Raw genomic sequence first — 14,715 nt, 5'->3', positions numbered from 1 at the left:
GTCTTGCCAATCCAAGCCAACAAGGTGACACGATGACCCGAATTCTTTTCGCTTCCACGGCACTTTTTGTTCTGATTGCCGCCTCGGCCCAAGCCGATGAACAGCAGTTTCCCGCCAAGCTGACCTCACAGGCCATTCTGCCGGCCAATACCATGGTCGCGGCACCCGCCGACGCACCCGACGTCCTGAAGACCTCCGGCAAGTTTACCACGCCGGACCGCAAGCGCACCGAGGCTCTCGGCACGGTACCGGGTAAGGACGGCGCCCGCGTGACAGACCTGAAGCTGCCTTTCGACGGCCAGCCGATCCAGGGCTTCTCCGGCATCAAGGCCATGCCCGACGGCAGCTTCTGGACGCTGTCCGACAACGGCTTCGGCTCCAAGCAGAATTCCAGCGACGCCATGCTGTTCCTCCATCAGCTCAAGTTCGACTGGGACAATGGCAAGGTCGATGTCGTCAAGAACCTGTTCCTCTCCGACCCGAACAAGAAGGCCCCTTTCCCGATCGTTCTCGAAGGTTCGAATACGCGCTACCTGACCGGCGCCGATTTCGATATCGAATCAATCCAGCCTGTCGCCGACGGCTTCTGGATCGGCGAGGAATTCGGCCCTTATCTGCTGAAGTTCGACACGAATGGCCAACTGATCGACGTCTTCCCAACCACGCTCGACGGCAAGCCAGTGATGTCTCCCGACAACGCCCTGCTACAACTTCCTGGCAATCCGTCGCTGAAGATGCCGGTTTTCAACCTGAAGCGCTCCGGCGGCTTTGAGGGCCTCGCCTTGTCCAAGGACGGCGGCAAGCTCTATGGCCTCCTGGAAGGCGCGCTCTACAAGGATGACGGCCAGATGGAGAGCGTTGATGGCCACACCGCCATCCGCGTCGTCGAATTCGACACCGCCTCGAAAAGCTGGACCGGCCGCAGCTGGCTCTATCCTTTCGCCGACAAGGGCGTGTCGATCGGCGATTTCAACATGCTGGACGACAAGACTGCCCTGGTGATCGAGCGCGACAACGGCGCCGGCACCAAGGACAAGGCCTGCACCGATCCGAAGCAGCCGAAACCCGATTGCTTCGAGGCTCCCGCCGAGCTGAAACGCGTCTACAAGATCGAGTTCAGCGACGCCAATGTCGGCAAGGCCGTCCGCAAGATCGGCTATATCGACCTGTTGCATATCGAAGATCCGGACCACAAGCGCCGCCAGGGCGGTGGTGACGGCTTCTACGACATGCCGTTCGTCACCATCGAGAATGTCGACCGCGTCGATGCCACCCACATCATCATCGGCAACGACAACAACCTGCCATTCTCGGCCGGCCGCGCCGTCGACAAGGCCGACGATAACGAGTTCAGCATTCTCGAAGTCGGCGATTTCCTGAACGCGAAGTAAAAACCTGCCTTCTCCCCTCGGGGAGAAGGCAACACTCACTCGAACCGGAACGCCAACCGCCGGTTCGTCAGCTTGGCAAGCTGTTGCAGACGGCCATCCAGCCGTTCGCCGGCGAAGTCGTGATATTCGGCCGGGACGACGAATTCGAGATCCAGATCCGGGTTTGACGAGCGGCGAATCGACAGGTTGCGGACAATGCCGGGCATCGAGGCCGAAAACAGATAGACGACGCGCAACAGGCCGCCGAGCAGCTTGGCACGCTCGATGAGCTGTGGCGTGGCGATCGTCGACAGCGGCTCGGTGGCGCCGTCGTCGTGCAGGCCTTCGAAACGATAGTAATTGGCGAGCGCGATAAAGGCGCGGCCGGCATGGGTGATGCCGACGAAGGACGTATGGGCGATGATGTTCAGCGCCTGCAGGCCACGGTAGTCGGGATGGGCACGCCAGCTGATATCGGCAAGCAGGCACGCGGCCTGGCGATAGCGGCTCTCTTCCTCCGTCTCGGTGATGCCGAAGAAGGGCATCATGCGGCCGGTCCACTCCGCAAGCTCGCGGGCATGCTCCGGCGAGCGGGCACGCAGGATGGCAAGTTCGCCTGCGGCCGTCAGCAGCGGATCGCTGTTTCGCTCAGCCTCGGTCAGCAGTGAATAGAGATAGCCTTCGCGCACGCCCTGCGCCGAAAATGTCACGACGGACGGCTTCATCGCGGCCAGCACTTCCCGCATTGCCACCGCGCCGAAGGGCAGCAGTAAACGACGATGCTTGGAAATCGACAGGAATGCTGGATCCCGCGTTTCCTTGGCTTCGCCGATCTGATCGAGGAAGCGCATCATCTCGTCGAGAGGCACTTCATAGCCCTGCATCATGTGCAGCGGATATTTGCGGATTTCCATATGCAGCTTGGCGATGTTTCGCCAGGTGCCGCCGACAGCGTAGAAGGCCCGCCCCTCGCCCTGGCCAAGCAGCTTCGCCGTCTTCACATGCTTGCGGGCAAAGCTGCGGGCTTTTTCGATCGAGCCATTGGCGTATTCCGACAATCTGAGACCGCCAAGCGGCAGAGTGATGCCCTTGCCGATCTCCCGGTCCTTGATATCGATCAATTCGAGCGAACCGCCACCGAGATCGCCGGCGATACCGTCCGGATGGAAAAAACCGCTGACGATGCCGAGCGCCGAAAACCGCGCCTCTTCTTCGCCCGAAAGCACGCGTACTTTCCGCTGCAGGATCGTTTCGGCCTTGTGGATGAAATCAGGGCCGTTGCTCGCCTCACGGGCGGCGGCCGTCGCCAGGACATAGATGGTCGATGCGCGCGCCTGGTCGGAGAGTGCCTTGAACCGGTGTAGGGCCGCGAGAGCGCGCGCGACGCTCTCCTCGTCCATTTTTCCGGTCAGGGCTATGCCCTTACCGAGGCCGCAAAGCACCTTCTCGTTGAAAAGAATGGTCGGCGACCGCGAATGGCCTTCATAGACGACAAGACGAACGGAGTTCGACCCGATATCGACAACGGAGACCGGGGCTATACCGGGAAGGCGCCCCTGGGCTTCTGATTCAACCATGCAGGTCCAGTTTATTTCTTGCGGCCCGACAACAGCCCGGCGATCAGTTTCGGCGCACTGGATTTCAGCGATTCACCACGGCCGGACAGGCTGGGATTGGTCATGAAATACTGCTGCGCGTTGAACGGCTCTTTCCCCGCGCGCACCTCCGTACGCCTCGAAGTACCGTCCGGCAATATCTCGTAGCTTTGCTGATTGTCAATGATGTTGCCCAGCATGATCTGTGAAAGAACCTGCTCATGCACGGTCTTGTTGGTCAGCGGCACGAGGGTTTCGACGCGGCGATCGAGGTTTCTCGGCATCATGTCGGCCGAGCCGATATAGACGAGCGCCTTGTCCGACGGTAGGCCATGGCCATTGCCGAAACAGAAGATGCGGCTGTGCTCGAGGAAGCGGCCGATGATCGACTTGACGCGGATATTCTCGGACAGCCCCGGCACCTGCGGACGCAGGCAGCAGATGCCGCGTATGACGAGATCGATCTCGACGCCGGCGTTGCTGGCGCGATAAAGCGCGTCGATGATGTCGGGGTCGACCAGCGAATTCATCTTCATCCAGATCGCCGCCGGCTTGCCGCTCTTGGCGTGCTCGATTTCCTCCTCGATGTGCTGGAGGATGCGCGGGCGCAGCGTATAGGGCGAAACGGCGATCTTCGTGCTCTGCTCCGGCTCGCCATAGCCGGTGATGAAGTTGAAGATGTTCGCCATGTCGTGGGCGATCTTCGGGTCGCAGGTGAAGTAGGACAGATCGGTGTAAATCTTGGCGGTGACCGGGTGGTAGTTGCCCGTGCCGAGGTGGCAATAGGTGCGCAGCTTGCCGTCTTCACGGCGCACGACCATCGACATCTTCGCATGCGTCTTGAGCTCGATAAAGCCAAAGACGACCTGCACACCGGCACGCTCCAGATCTCGTGCCCAACGAATGTTGGCTTCTTCGTCGAAGCGGGCCTTGAGCTCGACCAGCGCAGTCACCGACTTGCCGAGATCGGCGGCGTCGATCAACGCACGCACGATCGGGCTGTCGTTGGAGGTGCGGTACAGCGTCTGCTTTATCGCCAGGACGTCAGGATCGCGCGCAGCCTGAATCAGGAACTGGACCACCACGTCGAAAGATTCGTAAGGATGGTGGACCACCATGTCCTTTTCGCGGATGGCGGCGAAGCAATCGCCGGCATGTTCGCGGACGCGCTCAGGAAATCGCGCATTGTAGGGCTCGAAACGCAGATCGTCGCGCGGCGCCTTGCAGATCTCGGACAGGGTGTTGAGTGCCAGCAGGCCCGGCAGAACGGCGATGCGGTTTTCTGGCACGTTCAGCGATTCCACCACGAACTGGCGCAGTTCGAGCGGCATCTCCGAATCGGTCTCGATACGGATCACCGACCCACGGCGGCGGCGCTTCAGCGCCGTCTCGAAGAAGCGAACCAGATCTTCGGCTTCTTCCTCGACTTCGATATCGCTGTCTCGGATGAGACGGAAAGTACCCGAACCCTGCACTTCATAGCCGGGATAAAGCCGCTGGATGAAGATGTTTACGACATCTTCGAGCGTGATGTAGCGGATGACGTTGCTGGCGTCCGGCAGGCGGACGAAGCGGTCGAGCGCCGGCGGCAAGCGTAGCAGCGCGGTCATCGGCTCGCGGCCGTTCATGCTGTTCAGTTGCAGCGCGATCGAGAAGCCGAGGTTCGGAATGAACGGGAACGGATGCGCCGGATCGATCGAGAGCGGCGTCAGGACCGGGAAGATCGCCTGTTCGAATTCATTGGCGAGCCACACCCGGTCGGTCTCGGACAGAGCCGGTGGGCGGACGATCAGAATGTCTTCCTTGGCGAGGTACTGCTGCAGCACGGCAAGCGATGCCTGCTGCTCCATCTGCAGATTGTCGATCTCGCGCAGGATATCGTCGAGCTGCTCGGCGGGCGTCTTGCCGTCAGGCGTACGCACGAGGATCTTCTGGCGGACCTGGCCCTCAAGGCCGGCGACGCGCACCATGAAGAATTCATCGAGGTTGCCGGCGGAAATGGAGAGGAAGCGGATGCGCTCTAGAAGCGGATGCGCCGTGTTCAGTGTTTCCTCGAGGACGCGGCGGTTGAACTGCAGCCAGGAGAATTCACGGTTGATGAAGCGTTCGGGGCTGCTTAGCAGCTCGTTGATCGGCGGCGCGGCCTCCGGGGCCTGCTGGTTGGCGTCCTGCTGTTCCGTTACTGCCGAGTCCATGTTCCACCTACCCTCATCTGAGACCTTGCCACGTATAGCAGTTTGACGACGGAACTGTGACAGTTCACCTCTCGCTCAATCTGCCGGGCCGGAATTGCCCAATTCATTCAAGACTTCAGCGGCCAGTATGCGTGTAATTCTTGTGCCGCGGCCAAGCGCCAGCCGGTCCAACCGGTCGACGATCAACTGCGCGGCATTCAGGGACCGCTCCATCCGATTGACGATATAAAGGACAAGTTTGTCATCGATATAAAGCTGCCGGTCGGCAAAGAGCTTTACGATCACCTGCGACAATAATTCTTCATCCGGCTCGCCGATCTCGACGACGGTCGCCGCTTTCAGCCGCGAGCGCAGGTCGGGCAGCGTGACCGGCCAGGACATCGGCCAGAGCCTGCTGGTCATCAGCAGGCCCGTACCGTTTTCCCTGACGCTGTTGATGACGTGGAAAAGTTCGGTGTCGTCGAAGCCCAGGCGATCGACGTCCTCGAAGATGACAGGCCCGTTTGCCGCGATGACGGCCGCATCCGAGCCGATTATCGGATGGATCGGGACAGCGCCGCTTTTCTCGCACCAGATGGAGGCAAGATGCGATTTTCCCGAACCAACGGGACCTGCGAGAATGACCACCGGCGACGGCCAGTGCGGCCAGGAATCAACGATCCTCACCGCCGCGTTCAAGGGATCGGCGACCAGCAGGTCGTCGCGGCCGCTCGCGGCGTCATGGGTAAAGGCCAGAGGTAGCTGTTCGGCGGGCTTGCGCCTCAAATCAGCGTTCTTCACATCGGTCATGTCTAGTTTTTCTCAGGACTGCCGGCCTTGGCCCTACGCGCCTTATCGGCTTCCGAGTGTCCGTAATAAAGGTCGCTCTGAAGGTACCGCGAAAGGGCGAAGCGAACAAGCACACCGCACGCCGCCGCGGCCGGAACGGCAACTAGCAGACCGACGAAACCGAAGAGCGCGCCGAAGGCAAAAAGAGCGAACATCAACCAGACCGGATGCAGGCCGACGCTTTCGCCAACCAGCTTCGGCTGAAGCACATTGCCTTCCAGGAACTGGCCGGTGAAGAAGACGGCGAGCGTGAGGCCGACCCAGATGTAATCCGGCCAGAACTGCACCAGCGCGACGCTGACCGCGATGAACAGGCCGACCAGGGAGCCGACATAGGGGATAAAGCTGATCATGCCGGCGAAGAACCCGATCAACAGGCCGAAATTCAGACCGACCAATGACAGCCCGACACCGTAATAGATACCGAGGATGATGCAGAGCGAGCCCTGGCCACGGATGAAGCCGGCGATCGATTGATTGATCTCGGTGGCAATCTGACGGACGGTGGCGACATGATCGCGCGGCACCCAGGCATCGACCTTGGCGATCATGCGATCCCAGTCGAGCAGCATATAGAAAGCGACGACCGGGGTGACGACCATCAGCGAGATGATGTTGACCAACGCCTTGCCGGAACTCCAGATCTGCGCGAACAGACCGCCGACGAAGCTCAGCCCGTCCGACATGATATTGGAGAAATTGTCCTTGATAACGCCGAGCTGGTTGCGGATCCAGTCGGGCAGCACCATCGTCTGCGTCTTGGCGATGAGCTGCTGCAGCTGCTGCACATAGCCCGGTATGTGCTGGACGAAATCATTGAACTGATTGATGATGATTGGAATGACGATCGTCAGCGCCAGCGCGAAGAACAGCACGAAGGCGACGAGGATCAATATCGTTGCCATCAGGCGGCTGAGGCCGACCCTTTGCAGCCGGTCGGCGACCGGATCGAGAAAATACGCAACCGCCATGCCAGCGATGAAGGGCAAAAGGATCGAGCTGAAGAGGTAGAGAAAGACAATGAAGACGCCAAGCACGACCAGCCAGAAGGTGACCTGACGCTTGAGGCTTGTCCCGCTGACTTGTTGCTTCATCGTCGTCCCCACTGCTCGCCGCCCTGCTGTCGCTCGCTTAGGACATAGGATGACGCCGCAATTATGGTCAAGCCTGCGACCGGAAATCGGCCTTCAAGCACTGTGAAGCGGGGAAAATCGAGGGTTTGCCTATGTTAGCGCCTTGCATAAAGGCCCACGTCATGCAATGGCGACCCGATCAAGGCCCTGTCACGATTGAAGGGCGGCCATCGGAGGCGTAAGCATGAGCCAGTCTGGAAAAAACGGCCTGACCTATAGCGACGCGGGCGTCGATATCGATGCCGGCAACCTGCTGGTCGAAAAGATCAAGCCCGCCGTGCGTTCGACGCGCCGGCCTGGCGCCGACGGCGAAATCGGCGGCTTCGGCGGTCTCTTCGACCTGAAGGCCGCGGGCTTCACCGATCCGGTGCTGGTCGCCGCCAATGACGGCGTCGGCACCAAGCTGAAAATCGCCATCGACGCAGATTATCACGACACCGTCGGCATCGACCTCGTTGCCATGTGCGTCAACGACCTCGTCGTCCAGGGCGCCGAACCACTGTTCTTCCTCGACTACTTCGCCACTGGCAAGCTCGATCCCGACCAGGGTGCGGCGATCGTCGGCGGCATTGCGGCAGGCTGCCGCGAGGCAGGCTGCGCACTGATCGGCGGCGAGACGGCGGAAATGCCGGGCATGTATTCCGATGGCGATTACGATCTGGCCGGTTTCGCCGTGGGCGCGGCTGAACGCGGCCAGCTTCTGCCCTCCGGCGATATTGCCGAAGGTGACGTCATTCTCGGCCTCGCCTCCTCCGGCGTTCATTCCAACGGCTTCTCGCTGGTGCGCAAGATCGTCGATCTCTCCGGCCTCGCCTGGGATGCACCTGCTCCCTTCGCAGAAGGCAAGGCGCTGGGTGAAGCTCTGCTGACGCCGACCCGTATCTATGTGAAGCCGCTTTTGAAGGCGATCCGCGAGACCCATGCCATCAAGGCGCTCGCCCACATTACCGGCGGTGGCTTTCCCGAAAACATTCCTCGTGTGCTGCCGAAGCATCTTGCCGCCGAGATCGATCTGGCCGCCGTCAAGGTGCCGCCGGTATTCTCGTGGCTCGCCAAGACCGGCGGCGTCGAGGCAAAGGAGATGCTGCGCACCTTCAATTGCGGCATCGGCATGATCGCCGTCGTCGCCGCCGAGAATGTCGCGACCGTCAAGGCGTCGCTTGAGGCCGAAGGCGAATCCATCGTCACGCTCGGCCGCATGATCGCCCGCGACGAAGGTGCAGCCGGCACCGTCTACAAGGGTACGCTGGATCTATGAGTTCGGCCCGCAAACGCGTCGTCGTCTTCATTTCAGGCAGCGGCTCCAACATGATGGCGCTGGTCAAGGCGGCCGCGGCTTCAGATTACCCGGCCGAAATCGTCGCCGTCATTTCCGACAAGGCGGATGCCGGCGGGCTGGCGAAGGCCGCTGCCGAGGGCATCGCTACATTCGCTTTCGTGCGCAAGGATTTCGCCAGCAAGGACGCGCATGAGGAGGCAATTCTCGCGCAGCTCGAGGCGCTGTCGCCCGACATCATCTGCCTTGCAGGCTATATGCGCCTGCTCACCGGCCGCTTCATCCAGAGCTACGAAGGCCGGATCATCAATATCCATCCTTCGCTGCTACCGCTTTTCCCCGGCCTGCACACGCATCAGCGCGCCATCGACGCAGGCCAGCGGATCGCTGGCTGCACCGTGCATTTCGTGACCGAAGGCATGGATGAAGGCCCGGTGATCGGTCAGGCGGCCGTGCCGGTTCTCACTGACGACACCGCCGACGCTCTGGCCGCCCGTGTGCTCACGATCGAGCATCAGCTCTATCCGCAGTCGCTGCGGCTGCTGGCGGAAGGCAAGGTGCGGATGGAAAACGGCAAGGCGATTGCCTCGGCAAAGATACCGGCTGCCGCCGGCCAGCAGATCTTGTCACTGCTCGGCGATGTCAGCCGGATCTAGTCGGGTTTCCCCTTACGCGGCCATGGCCATCAGCGGGTGCAGCGTACCGTCGCTATAGACGACGCGGCCGTTGCGGAAGGTCGCGCGGATGCGGTGAACCGCACCATGCTCGACAGCCACCAGATCGGCTTTCTGGCCGATGGCGATCGCGCCGCGATCCATCAGCCCGGCAGAGCGCGCGGCATTTGCTGTTGCCATGGCAACCGCCGCAGGCAGGCCGCCACTGGCAACCTCGGCAATCCTAAAGATCGCCGGCACGAAGGCGGCAGGATGATAGTCGGCGGCGATGATGCCGAGCAGACCCGCTTTCGCTGCATCGAGAGCGCTCAGATTGCCCGACATGGACTGGCCGCGCAGCGCGTTCGGGGCACCCATCAGCGTCCAGAGGCCACGGCGATGCGCTTCTTCGGCGGCCGGCAGCGTCACCGGAAATTCGCTGATCGTGACGCCGAGATCATGCATCTCGGCCACCTTCTCCGCGCTGTCGTCATCATGCGATGCCAGCGACAGCTTGTGCTTCAAGGACAGGCTGACAATGTCGTGCAGCTTGCGCTCGATATCCGGATCCTGCCGCATGGCAATACGGCGGGCCACCATCTGCTCCGCCGCCTCGCGCGACATGGAACGACGCTCGGACATGCTGAGGATATAGGCCTCGATATTGTTGTATTGCCCCTGCCCCGGCGTGTGGTCGGTCAGCGACACCATGTCAACGACGCCATCCTCCAGCAATCGCTCCAGCGTCGGCGCGGCGCCGACATTGGTGATCTCGTAGCGGGCGTGGACGCGATGGTCGATGAGCAGGTTGTCGCGCAGGCTGCTGATGCCCTTGATGACAGCCGAAGTGGTCTCCAGCGAGCGCACATGGCCGTAGACGCTTTCCGTGGCGAAGGAGACTGCGGCATAAGCGGTGGTGACGCCGGCCGCGGCAAGCTTCTTGTCGAGTTCGTGGATGCCGAAATCGATCGGCATCGTCGCATTCGGCCGCGGCGCGATTTCGCGCTCGATCATATCGCCGTGCAGATCGACAAAGCCCGGCATCAGCAGCCGTCCACCGCCATCGAAGGTCGGGTTCGCAACCCGCTCGGTGCGGATCTCGGCGATCATGCCGTCCTCGATGCGAATGGAGCCCTGATCGACGACCTCATTGGGAAGAACGAGCGTGAAATTGCTGAGCCACATCGGCTTTCTCCTGAAATAGCGTCAATCGTTTCAAATATATGACAATGGTCCGGACCTATCCGGCGAACGCTTCCCGGTAGTCGCGATTCGTGACACCCTGATGAAAGCGGCGACGCTAACCGTGGGAATGCCTGCGCGTCTCTGGCAGCCTACTTCAAACTTGCCTTGTTCAGTGCCGCCCATTGCAGCGATATGACTGTCTTGCCATCGTAGATTTCGCCGGCTTCGATCATCGCCAGCGCGTCAGACAATTTTACCTCGAGTACCTCGATATCCTCGTGCTCGCCGGCGAGCCCACCGCCATCGCCGATACGATCCGAAGCATCGATCACGGCGGCGAAGTGGTGGATCACTTCGGGGACAGAACCTGGCGAAGGAAAGATCTTGAAGAGGAAACGGACATCGCGGATGCGATAGCCGGTTTCCTCCATTGCCTCACGGCGAATTGCCTCTTCCGGATCATCGCCATCGAGCAGACCGGCCGGAACTTCGATGATCCAGGCGGGAAAGCCGGCGAGATGGGCCGGCAGGCGAAACTGGCGAACAAGCACGACTGTCTCGCGCTTGGGATCGTAGAGCAGGATACAGGCGGCCGGCTTGCGATGATAGATCTCCCGCTGCAGTCGATGTGTCTCGCCCTTGGAATCCGTGTAGTCGATGTCGTAGCTGCTGACCCGCGTCCATCCGTCCGAAAGCGTCTTCTCGCTGACGATCTCGACCTTCGCCTTGTCGAATTTGCTCATGTCCTATCCTTACACAGCCAAACCTTGTTGTCGTGAACGGCAGCGCCGCCATAGGGCGCGACGGGATCGGCGCCGGTGAGGACATTGATCCCCTCACCGTCCACATGCGCCTTGTTCGGCCACAGCCCCTCGGCGATCAGCACGCCGGGCTTCACCTCCGTCGTGATGCGCGCATGAATGCGGATATCGCCCCGGACATTGCCGATCTGGACGAGATCACCATGGGCAATATCAAGTGCCGCGGCGTCCGCCGGATTGATCATCACCTCGGGGCGACCTTCCTTCTGACGCGAGGTCTTGGTTTCGGCAAAGCTCGAATTCAGGAAATTACGCGCCGGCGAGGTGGCGAGACGGAAGGGATGATCCGGATCGGCGACTTCGATGACATCGACCTGATCCGGAAACTCCGGCAACTCCAGATGAGGACCGAGCAGGCCGACAGCTTCGGGCGGGCGGTTCGGAGCGGGCTGGTTGACCCAGTCCGGGCGGAAACGGAACTTGCCGTCCGGATGGGCAAAGCCGTTGAGGAAATGCGCCTCCTCGAAAGCCGGCTGGCGATCGAACCATTTATGCTCGAGGAAATAATCGTAATCGGGCAAGCCGCTATCCGACAGAATACGGTCGACCATTTCGCGCGCGGAAAAGCCGAAACCGGGACGATCGGCGACGCCAAGGCGCTTCGCCAGCTCCTCGATGACAAAGAGATTGCTGCGAACCGTCGACGGCGGCTCGACCAGCTTGGGGCCAAGCAGGATGTGGTTCTGGCCGCCGGCGCGGTAGATATCGTCATGCTCGACGAACATGGTGGCGGGAATGACGATATCGGCCATTTCGGCGGTATCGGTCATGAATTGCTCATGTACGGCAACGAAGAGATCGTTGCGGGCAAAGCCGCGCTTCACCAGCCGCTGTTCCGGCGCGATGTTCACCGGATTGGTGTTCTGGATCAGCATCGCCGTCACCGGCCCGCGATGACGCAGCGCCACGGCATCACCGGTGAGGACCCGGCCAATCTGCGACTGGTCGATCATGCGGACATCTTGGTCCAGCATCGAACGACCGGTCAGCTCGCTCCCGTCGATGCGGAAAATATCGCTGTTGGAATGGAAGGCGCCGCCACCCTCATATTGCCAGGAGCCAAGGACCGTGGCGATCGAGGCGGCCGCATGCATGGCCACCGCCCCATTGCGCTGGCGAGTGAAGCCGTAGCCGAGACGGAAATAAGACTTCTTCGTGGTGCCGACGAGTTTGGCGAAGGCCTCAATCTCATCCACGGATAGACCGGTGATCGCTGCCGCCCATTCCGGCGTCTTCGTCTTCAGATGGGCTTCCAGACCGGCGGGATCGTCCGCATATCTTTCCATATAGGCACGGTCGGCATAACCGTCGCGGAAGGCGACATGCATGACGGCGCAGGCAAGCGCCGCATCCGTGCCGGGCTTGACGATCAGCGCCAGGTCGGCCTGTTTCATCGTCGGATTATCGTAGATATCGATGACGACGATCTTGGCGCCGCGCTCCTTGCGCGACTTCACCGCATGGGTCATCACGTTGACCTGGGTCGCAACCGCATTGGTGCCCCAGATAACGACGCAATCGGTACGGCCCATTTCGTGCGGGTCCGGGCCACGCAGCGTGCCCGTCGCCATGGTGAAGCCGGTCCAGGCGGGGTTGGTGCAGATTGAGGAGAAGAAGCCGGAATAGCGCTTGGCATGGCGCAAGCGATTGATGGAATCGCGCTGCACCAGGCCCATGGTGCCGGCATAATAATAAGGCCAGATAGCTTCGCTGCCATCCTTAGCCTCAGCCTTGACAAAGGCATTGGCGATCTCGTCCAGCGCGTCGTCCCAGGAGAGTTCCTGCCAGCGCCCCTCGCCCTTGGCGCCAGCGCGGCGCAACGGCTTCATCAGCCGATCGGGATGATAGAGCCGCTCGGCATAGCGGGCGACCTTGGCGCAGATAACGCCTGCCGTATAGGAATGGTCCCTCGCGCCGCGCACTCGACCGACCCTGCCATCCTCGGTCAGATCGATCTCCAGCGCGCAGGTGGAGGGACAGTCGTGCGGACAGGCGGTGTGGCCTATCTTGGATTTGGTTTGAATGGGGGTCGCAATGTTCATCGTATTTGTATATTTCAAGCCATGTCCGGCCAAAAGGCATAATCTCGCCCATCGCAACAATTCATACGGACTTCACCGAAAATGAACTATCGGCATATCTACCACGCAGGCAATTTCGCCGATGTGCTCAAGCACGCGGTGCTCGCCCGGCTCGTCCGCTACATGCAGAACAAGGACAAGGCGTTCCGTGTCCTCGACACACATGCCGGCATCGGGCTCTACGACCTCTCTTCGGAGGAAGCGCAGAAGACCGGTGAATGGCAGGACGGTATCGGCAGGCTGCTCGACGCCGAACTCGTTCCGCAGCTCGCCGATCTACTGGAACCCTACCTGACCGCCGTTCGCGAGCTCAACCCCGACGGTGGCCTGCAGTTCTATCCCGGTTCGCCGAAGCTCGCTCGCATGCTGTTCCGCCCGCAGGACCGGCTGTCGGCCATGGAGCTGCACCCCGAGGACTTCCAGCGGCTGCACCGGCTGTTCGAAGGCGATCACCATGCGCGCATCACCGAGCTCGACGGCTGGCTGGCGCTCGGCGCGCATCTGCCGCCGAAGGAGAAGCGCGGCATCGTGCTGGTCGACCCCCCCTTCGAGGAAGATGGCGAATATGAACGCCTGGCGGACGGCCTAGGGAAAGCCTGGCGCCGTTTTCCCGGCGGCACCTATTGCCTCTGGTATCCGATCAAGAAGGATGCGCCGATCAAGGCCTTCCACGAGACGCTTCAGGCATTGGAGATCCCCAAGATGCTCTGCGCCGAGCTGACGGTCAAAAGCGACCGCGGCTTCACCGGGCTCACCGGCTCCGGCCTCATCATCGTCAACCCGCCCTTCACGCTGAAGGACGAGCTGCACGCGCTGCTGCCAGCGCTGAAAGATATGCTGGCGCAGGACCGCTTCGCCTCGCAACGCGCCTTCTGGCTGCGCGGCGAGCACTGAATTTATTCCGCACATGACAAGGTGAATCCATGAAGCTGCTCTGCTCGCCCACCTCCCCTTTTTCCAGCAAGGTGCGGATGGCCGCCCGGCATCTCGGCATCGAAATCAATGAAATCCGCGTCGATACCAATGCCGGGCCGGCGGCGTTGGTCGACAACAATCCGCTCGGCAAGATCCCGACGCTATTGACGGATGACGGCGAAGCGATCTTCGACAGCCGCACCATCATGCAATATTTCCATCGACGGAAAGGCAAGAAGCTTTACCCTGCCAAGGATAGCAAGCGCACTGAAGCCGAGGTGCTGGAAGCGCTTTGCGATGGCGCCAACGAATGCCTGCTGTCGATCGTCTATGAACGCCGCCTGCGCGATCCCGACAAGCAGCATCAGCCCTGGATCGACCGCCAGTGGACGAAGGTCGGCCGCGCCCTCACCCATCTCAATGCCGAGCCGCCGAAGATCGGCAAGAAACTGCATGGCGGGCATTTTGCCCTGGCATCCCTGCTCGGCTATCTGCAACTGCGGTTCGAAGGACAGTGGGAAGACGATCACGCCGACCTGATCGCCTGGGTACGCAAGTTCGAAAAGCATTTCCCCGACTATCAGGCGATGAAGCCACAGGGCTGATTGTCGTCAAGCTCCCCGCATGACAAATGCGCGGAGCCGCCAGCACGTTGAAACGAAA

Annotated in this window: 12 protein-coding genes; 5 read left to right on the top strand and 7 right to left on the bottom strand. The window is 61.1% G+C overall.

Annotation, left to right across the window (positions count from 1 at the left end; genetic code table 11):
- The first annotated feature begins 32 nt into the window (after positions 1-32).
- Positions 33-1,391, top strand: coding sequence for an esterase-like activity of phytase family protein (locus EX00_RS26960; protein WP_047464814.1), 1,359 nt, complete (start codon positions 33-35; stop codon positions 1,389-1,391).
- 35 nt (positions 1,392-1,426) lie between these two features.
- On the opposite strand, the gene ppx is transcribed toward EX00_RS26960, so the two are convergent.
- From ppx to EX00_RS26940, 4 genes are all read right to left on the bottom strand, one after another.
- Positions 1,427-2,947: an exopolyphosphatase gene (gene ppx, locus EX00_RS26955; protein ID WP_047464812.1), complete on the bottom strand. Its 1,521-nt coding sequence runs from the start codon at positions 2,945-2,947 to the stop codon at positions 1,427-1,429.
- A gap of 11 nt (positions 2,948-2,958) precedes the next feature.
- On the bottom strand, positions 2,959-5,160 hold the full coding sequence (locus EX00_RS26950; RefSeq protein ID WP_047464809.1) for an RNA degradosome polyphosphate kinase: 2,202 nt from the start codon (positions 5,158-5,160) through the stop codon (positions 2,959-2,961).
- A gap of 75 nt (positions 5,161-5,235) precedes the next feature.
- Positions 5,236-5,949, bottom strand: coding sequence for a DnaA regulatory inactivator HdaA (gene hdaA, locus EX00_RS26945; protein ID WP_047464806.1), 714 nt, complete (start codon positions 5,947-5,949; stop codon positions 5,236-5,238).
- Between the two features lie 2 nt (positions 5,950-5,951).
- Positions 5,952-7,082, bottom strand: a complete 1,131-nt coding sequence (locus EX00_RS26940; RefSeq protein WP_047464803.1) for an AI-2E family transporter — start codon at positions 7,080-7,082, stop codon at positions 5,952-5,954.
- Positions 7,083-7,305: 223 nt separating this feature from the next.
- Between EX00_RS26940 and purM the strand changes: the two genes are divergently transcribed.
- Complete coding sequence (gene purM / locus EX00_RS26935) at positions 7,306-8,379, top strand: phosphoribosylformylglycinamidine cyclo-ligase (protein WP_047464802.1); 1,074 nt, start codon at positions 7,306-7,308, stop codon at positions 8,377-8,379.
- Complete coding sequence (gene purN / locus EX00_RS26930; protein ID WP_047464799.1) at positions 8,376-9,053, top strand: phosphoribosylglycinamide formyltransferase; 678 nt, start codon at positions 8,376-8,378, stop codon at positions 9,051-9,053. Before purM ends, purN begins: the two co-directional genes overlap by 4 nt.
- 12 nt (positions 9,054-9,065) lie before the next feature.
- Here purN and EX00_RS26925 read toward each other — a convergent pair whose 3' ends face one another.
- The 3 genes from EX00_RS26925 to EX00_RS26915 all read right to left on the bottom strand — a co-directional run bounded on the left by EX00_RS26925 (position 9,066) and on the right by EX00_RS26915 (position 13,098).
- Positions 9,066-10,235, bottom strand: a complete 1,170-nt coding sequence (locus EX00_RS26925; protein ID WP_047464796.1) for an alpha-D-ribose 1-methylphosphonate 5-triphosphate diphosphatase — start codon at positions 10,233-10,235, stop codon at positions 9,066-9,068.
- 149 nt (positions 10,236-10,384) lie between these two features.
- The gene (locus tag EX00_RS26920) at positions 10,385-10,978 is read right to left on the bottom strand and encodes an NUDIX domain-containing protein (RefSeq protein WP_047464795.1); all 594 of its coding nucleotides are present in this window, start codon (positions 10,976-10,978) and stop codon (positions 10,385-10,387) included.
- Positions 10,975-13,098, bottom strand: coding sequence for a molybdopterin-containing oxidoreductase family protein (locus tag EX00_RS26915; RefSeq protein WP_234709126.1), 2,124 nt, complete (start codon positions 13,096-13,098; stop codon positions 10,975-10,977). Before EX00_RS26915 ends, EX00_RS26920 begins: the two co-directional genes overlap by 4 nt.
- A gap of 81 nt (positions 13,099-13,179) precedes the next feature.
- Here EX00_RS26915 and EX00_RS26910 point away from each other — a divergent pair, with 81 nt between their 5' ends.
- Positions 13,180-14,031 (top strand): 23S rRNA (adenine(2030)-N(6))-methyltransferase RlmJ, encoded by an 852-nt coding sequence (locus EX00_RS26910; protein WP_047464793.1) that lies wholly within the window; start codon positions 13,180-13,182, stop codon positions 14,029-14,031.
- Between the two features lie 29 nt (positions 14,032-14,060).
- A complete protein-coding gene (locus EX00_RS26905) occupies positions 14,061-14,657 on the top strand; it encodes a glutathione S-transferase (RefSeq protein ID WP_047464792.1) in 597 nt (198 codons plus the stop codon).
- Positions 14,658-14,715 lie beyond the last annotated feature (58 nt).

This window comes from Martinezella rhizogenes (assembly GCF_000799715.1).
Taxonomy (GTDB): Bacteria; Pseudomonadota; Alphaproteobacteria; order Rhizobiales; family Rhizobiaceae; genus Rhizobium; species Rhizobium rhizogenes_C.
This window is presented reverse-complemented; position numbering and strand designations above follow the sequence as displayed.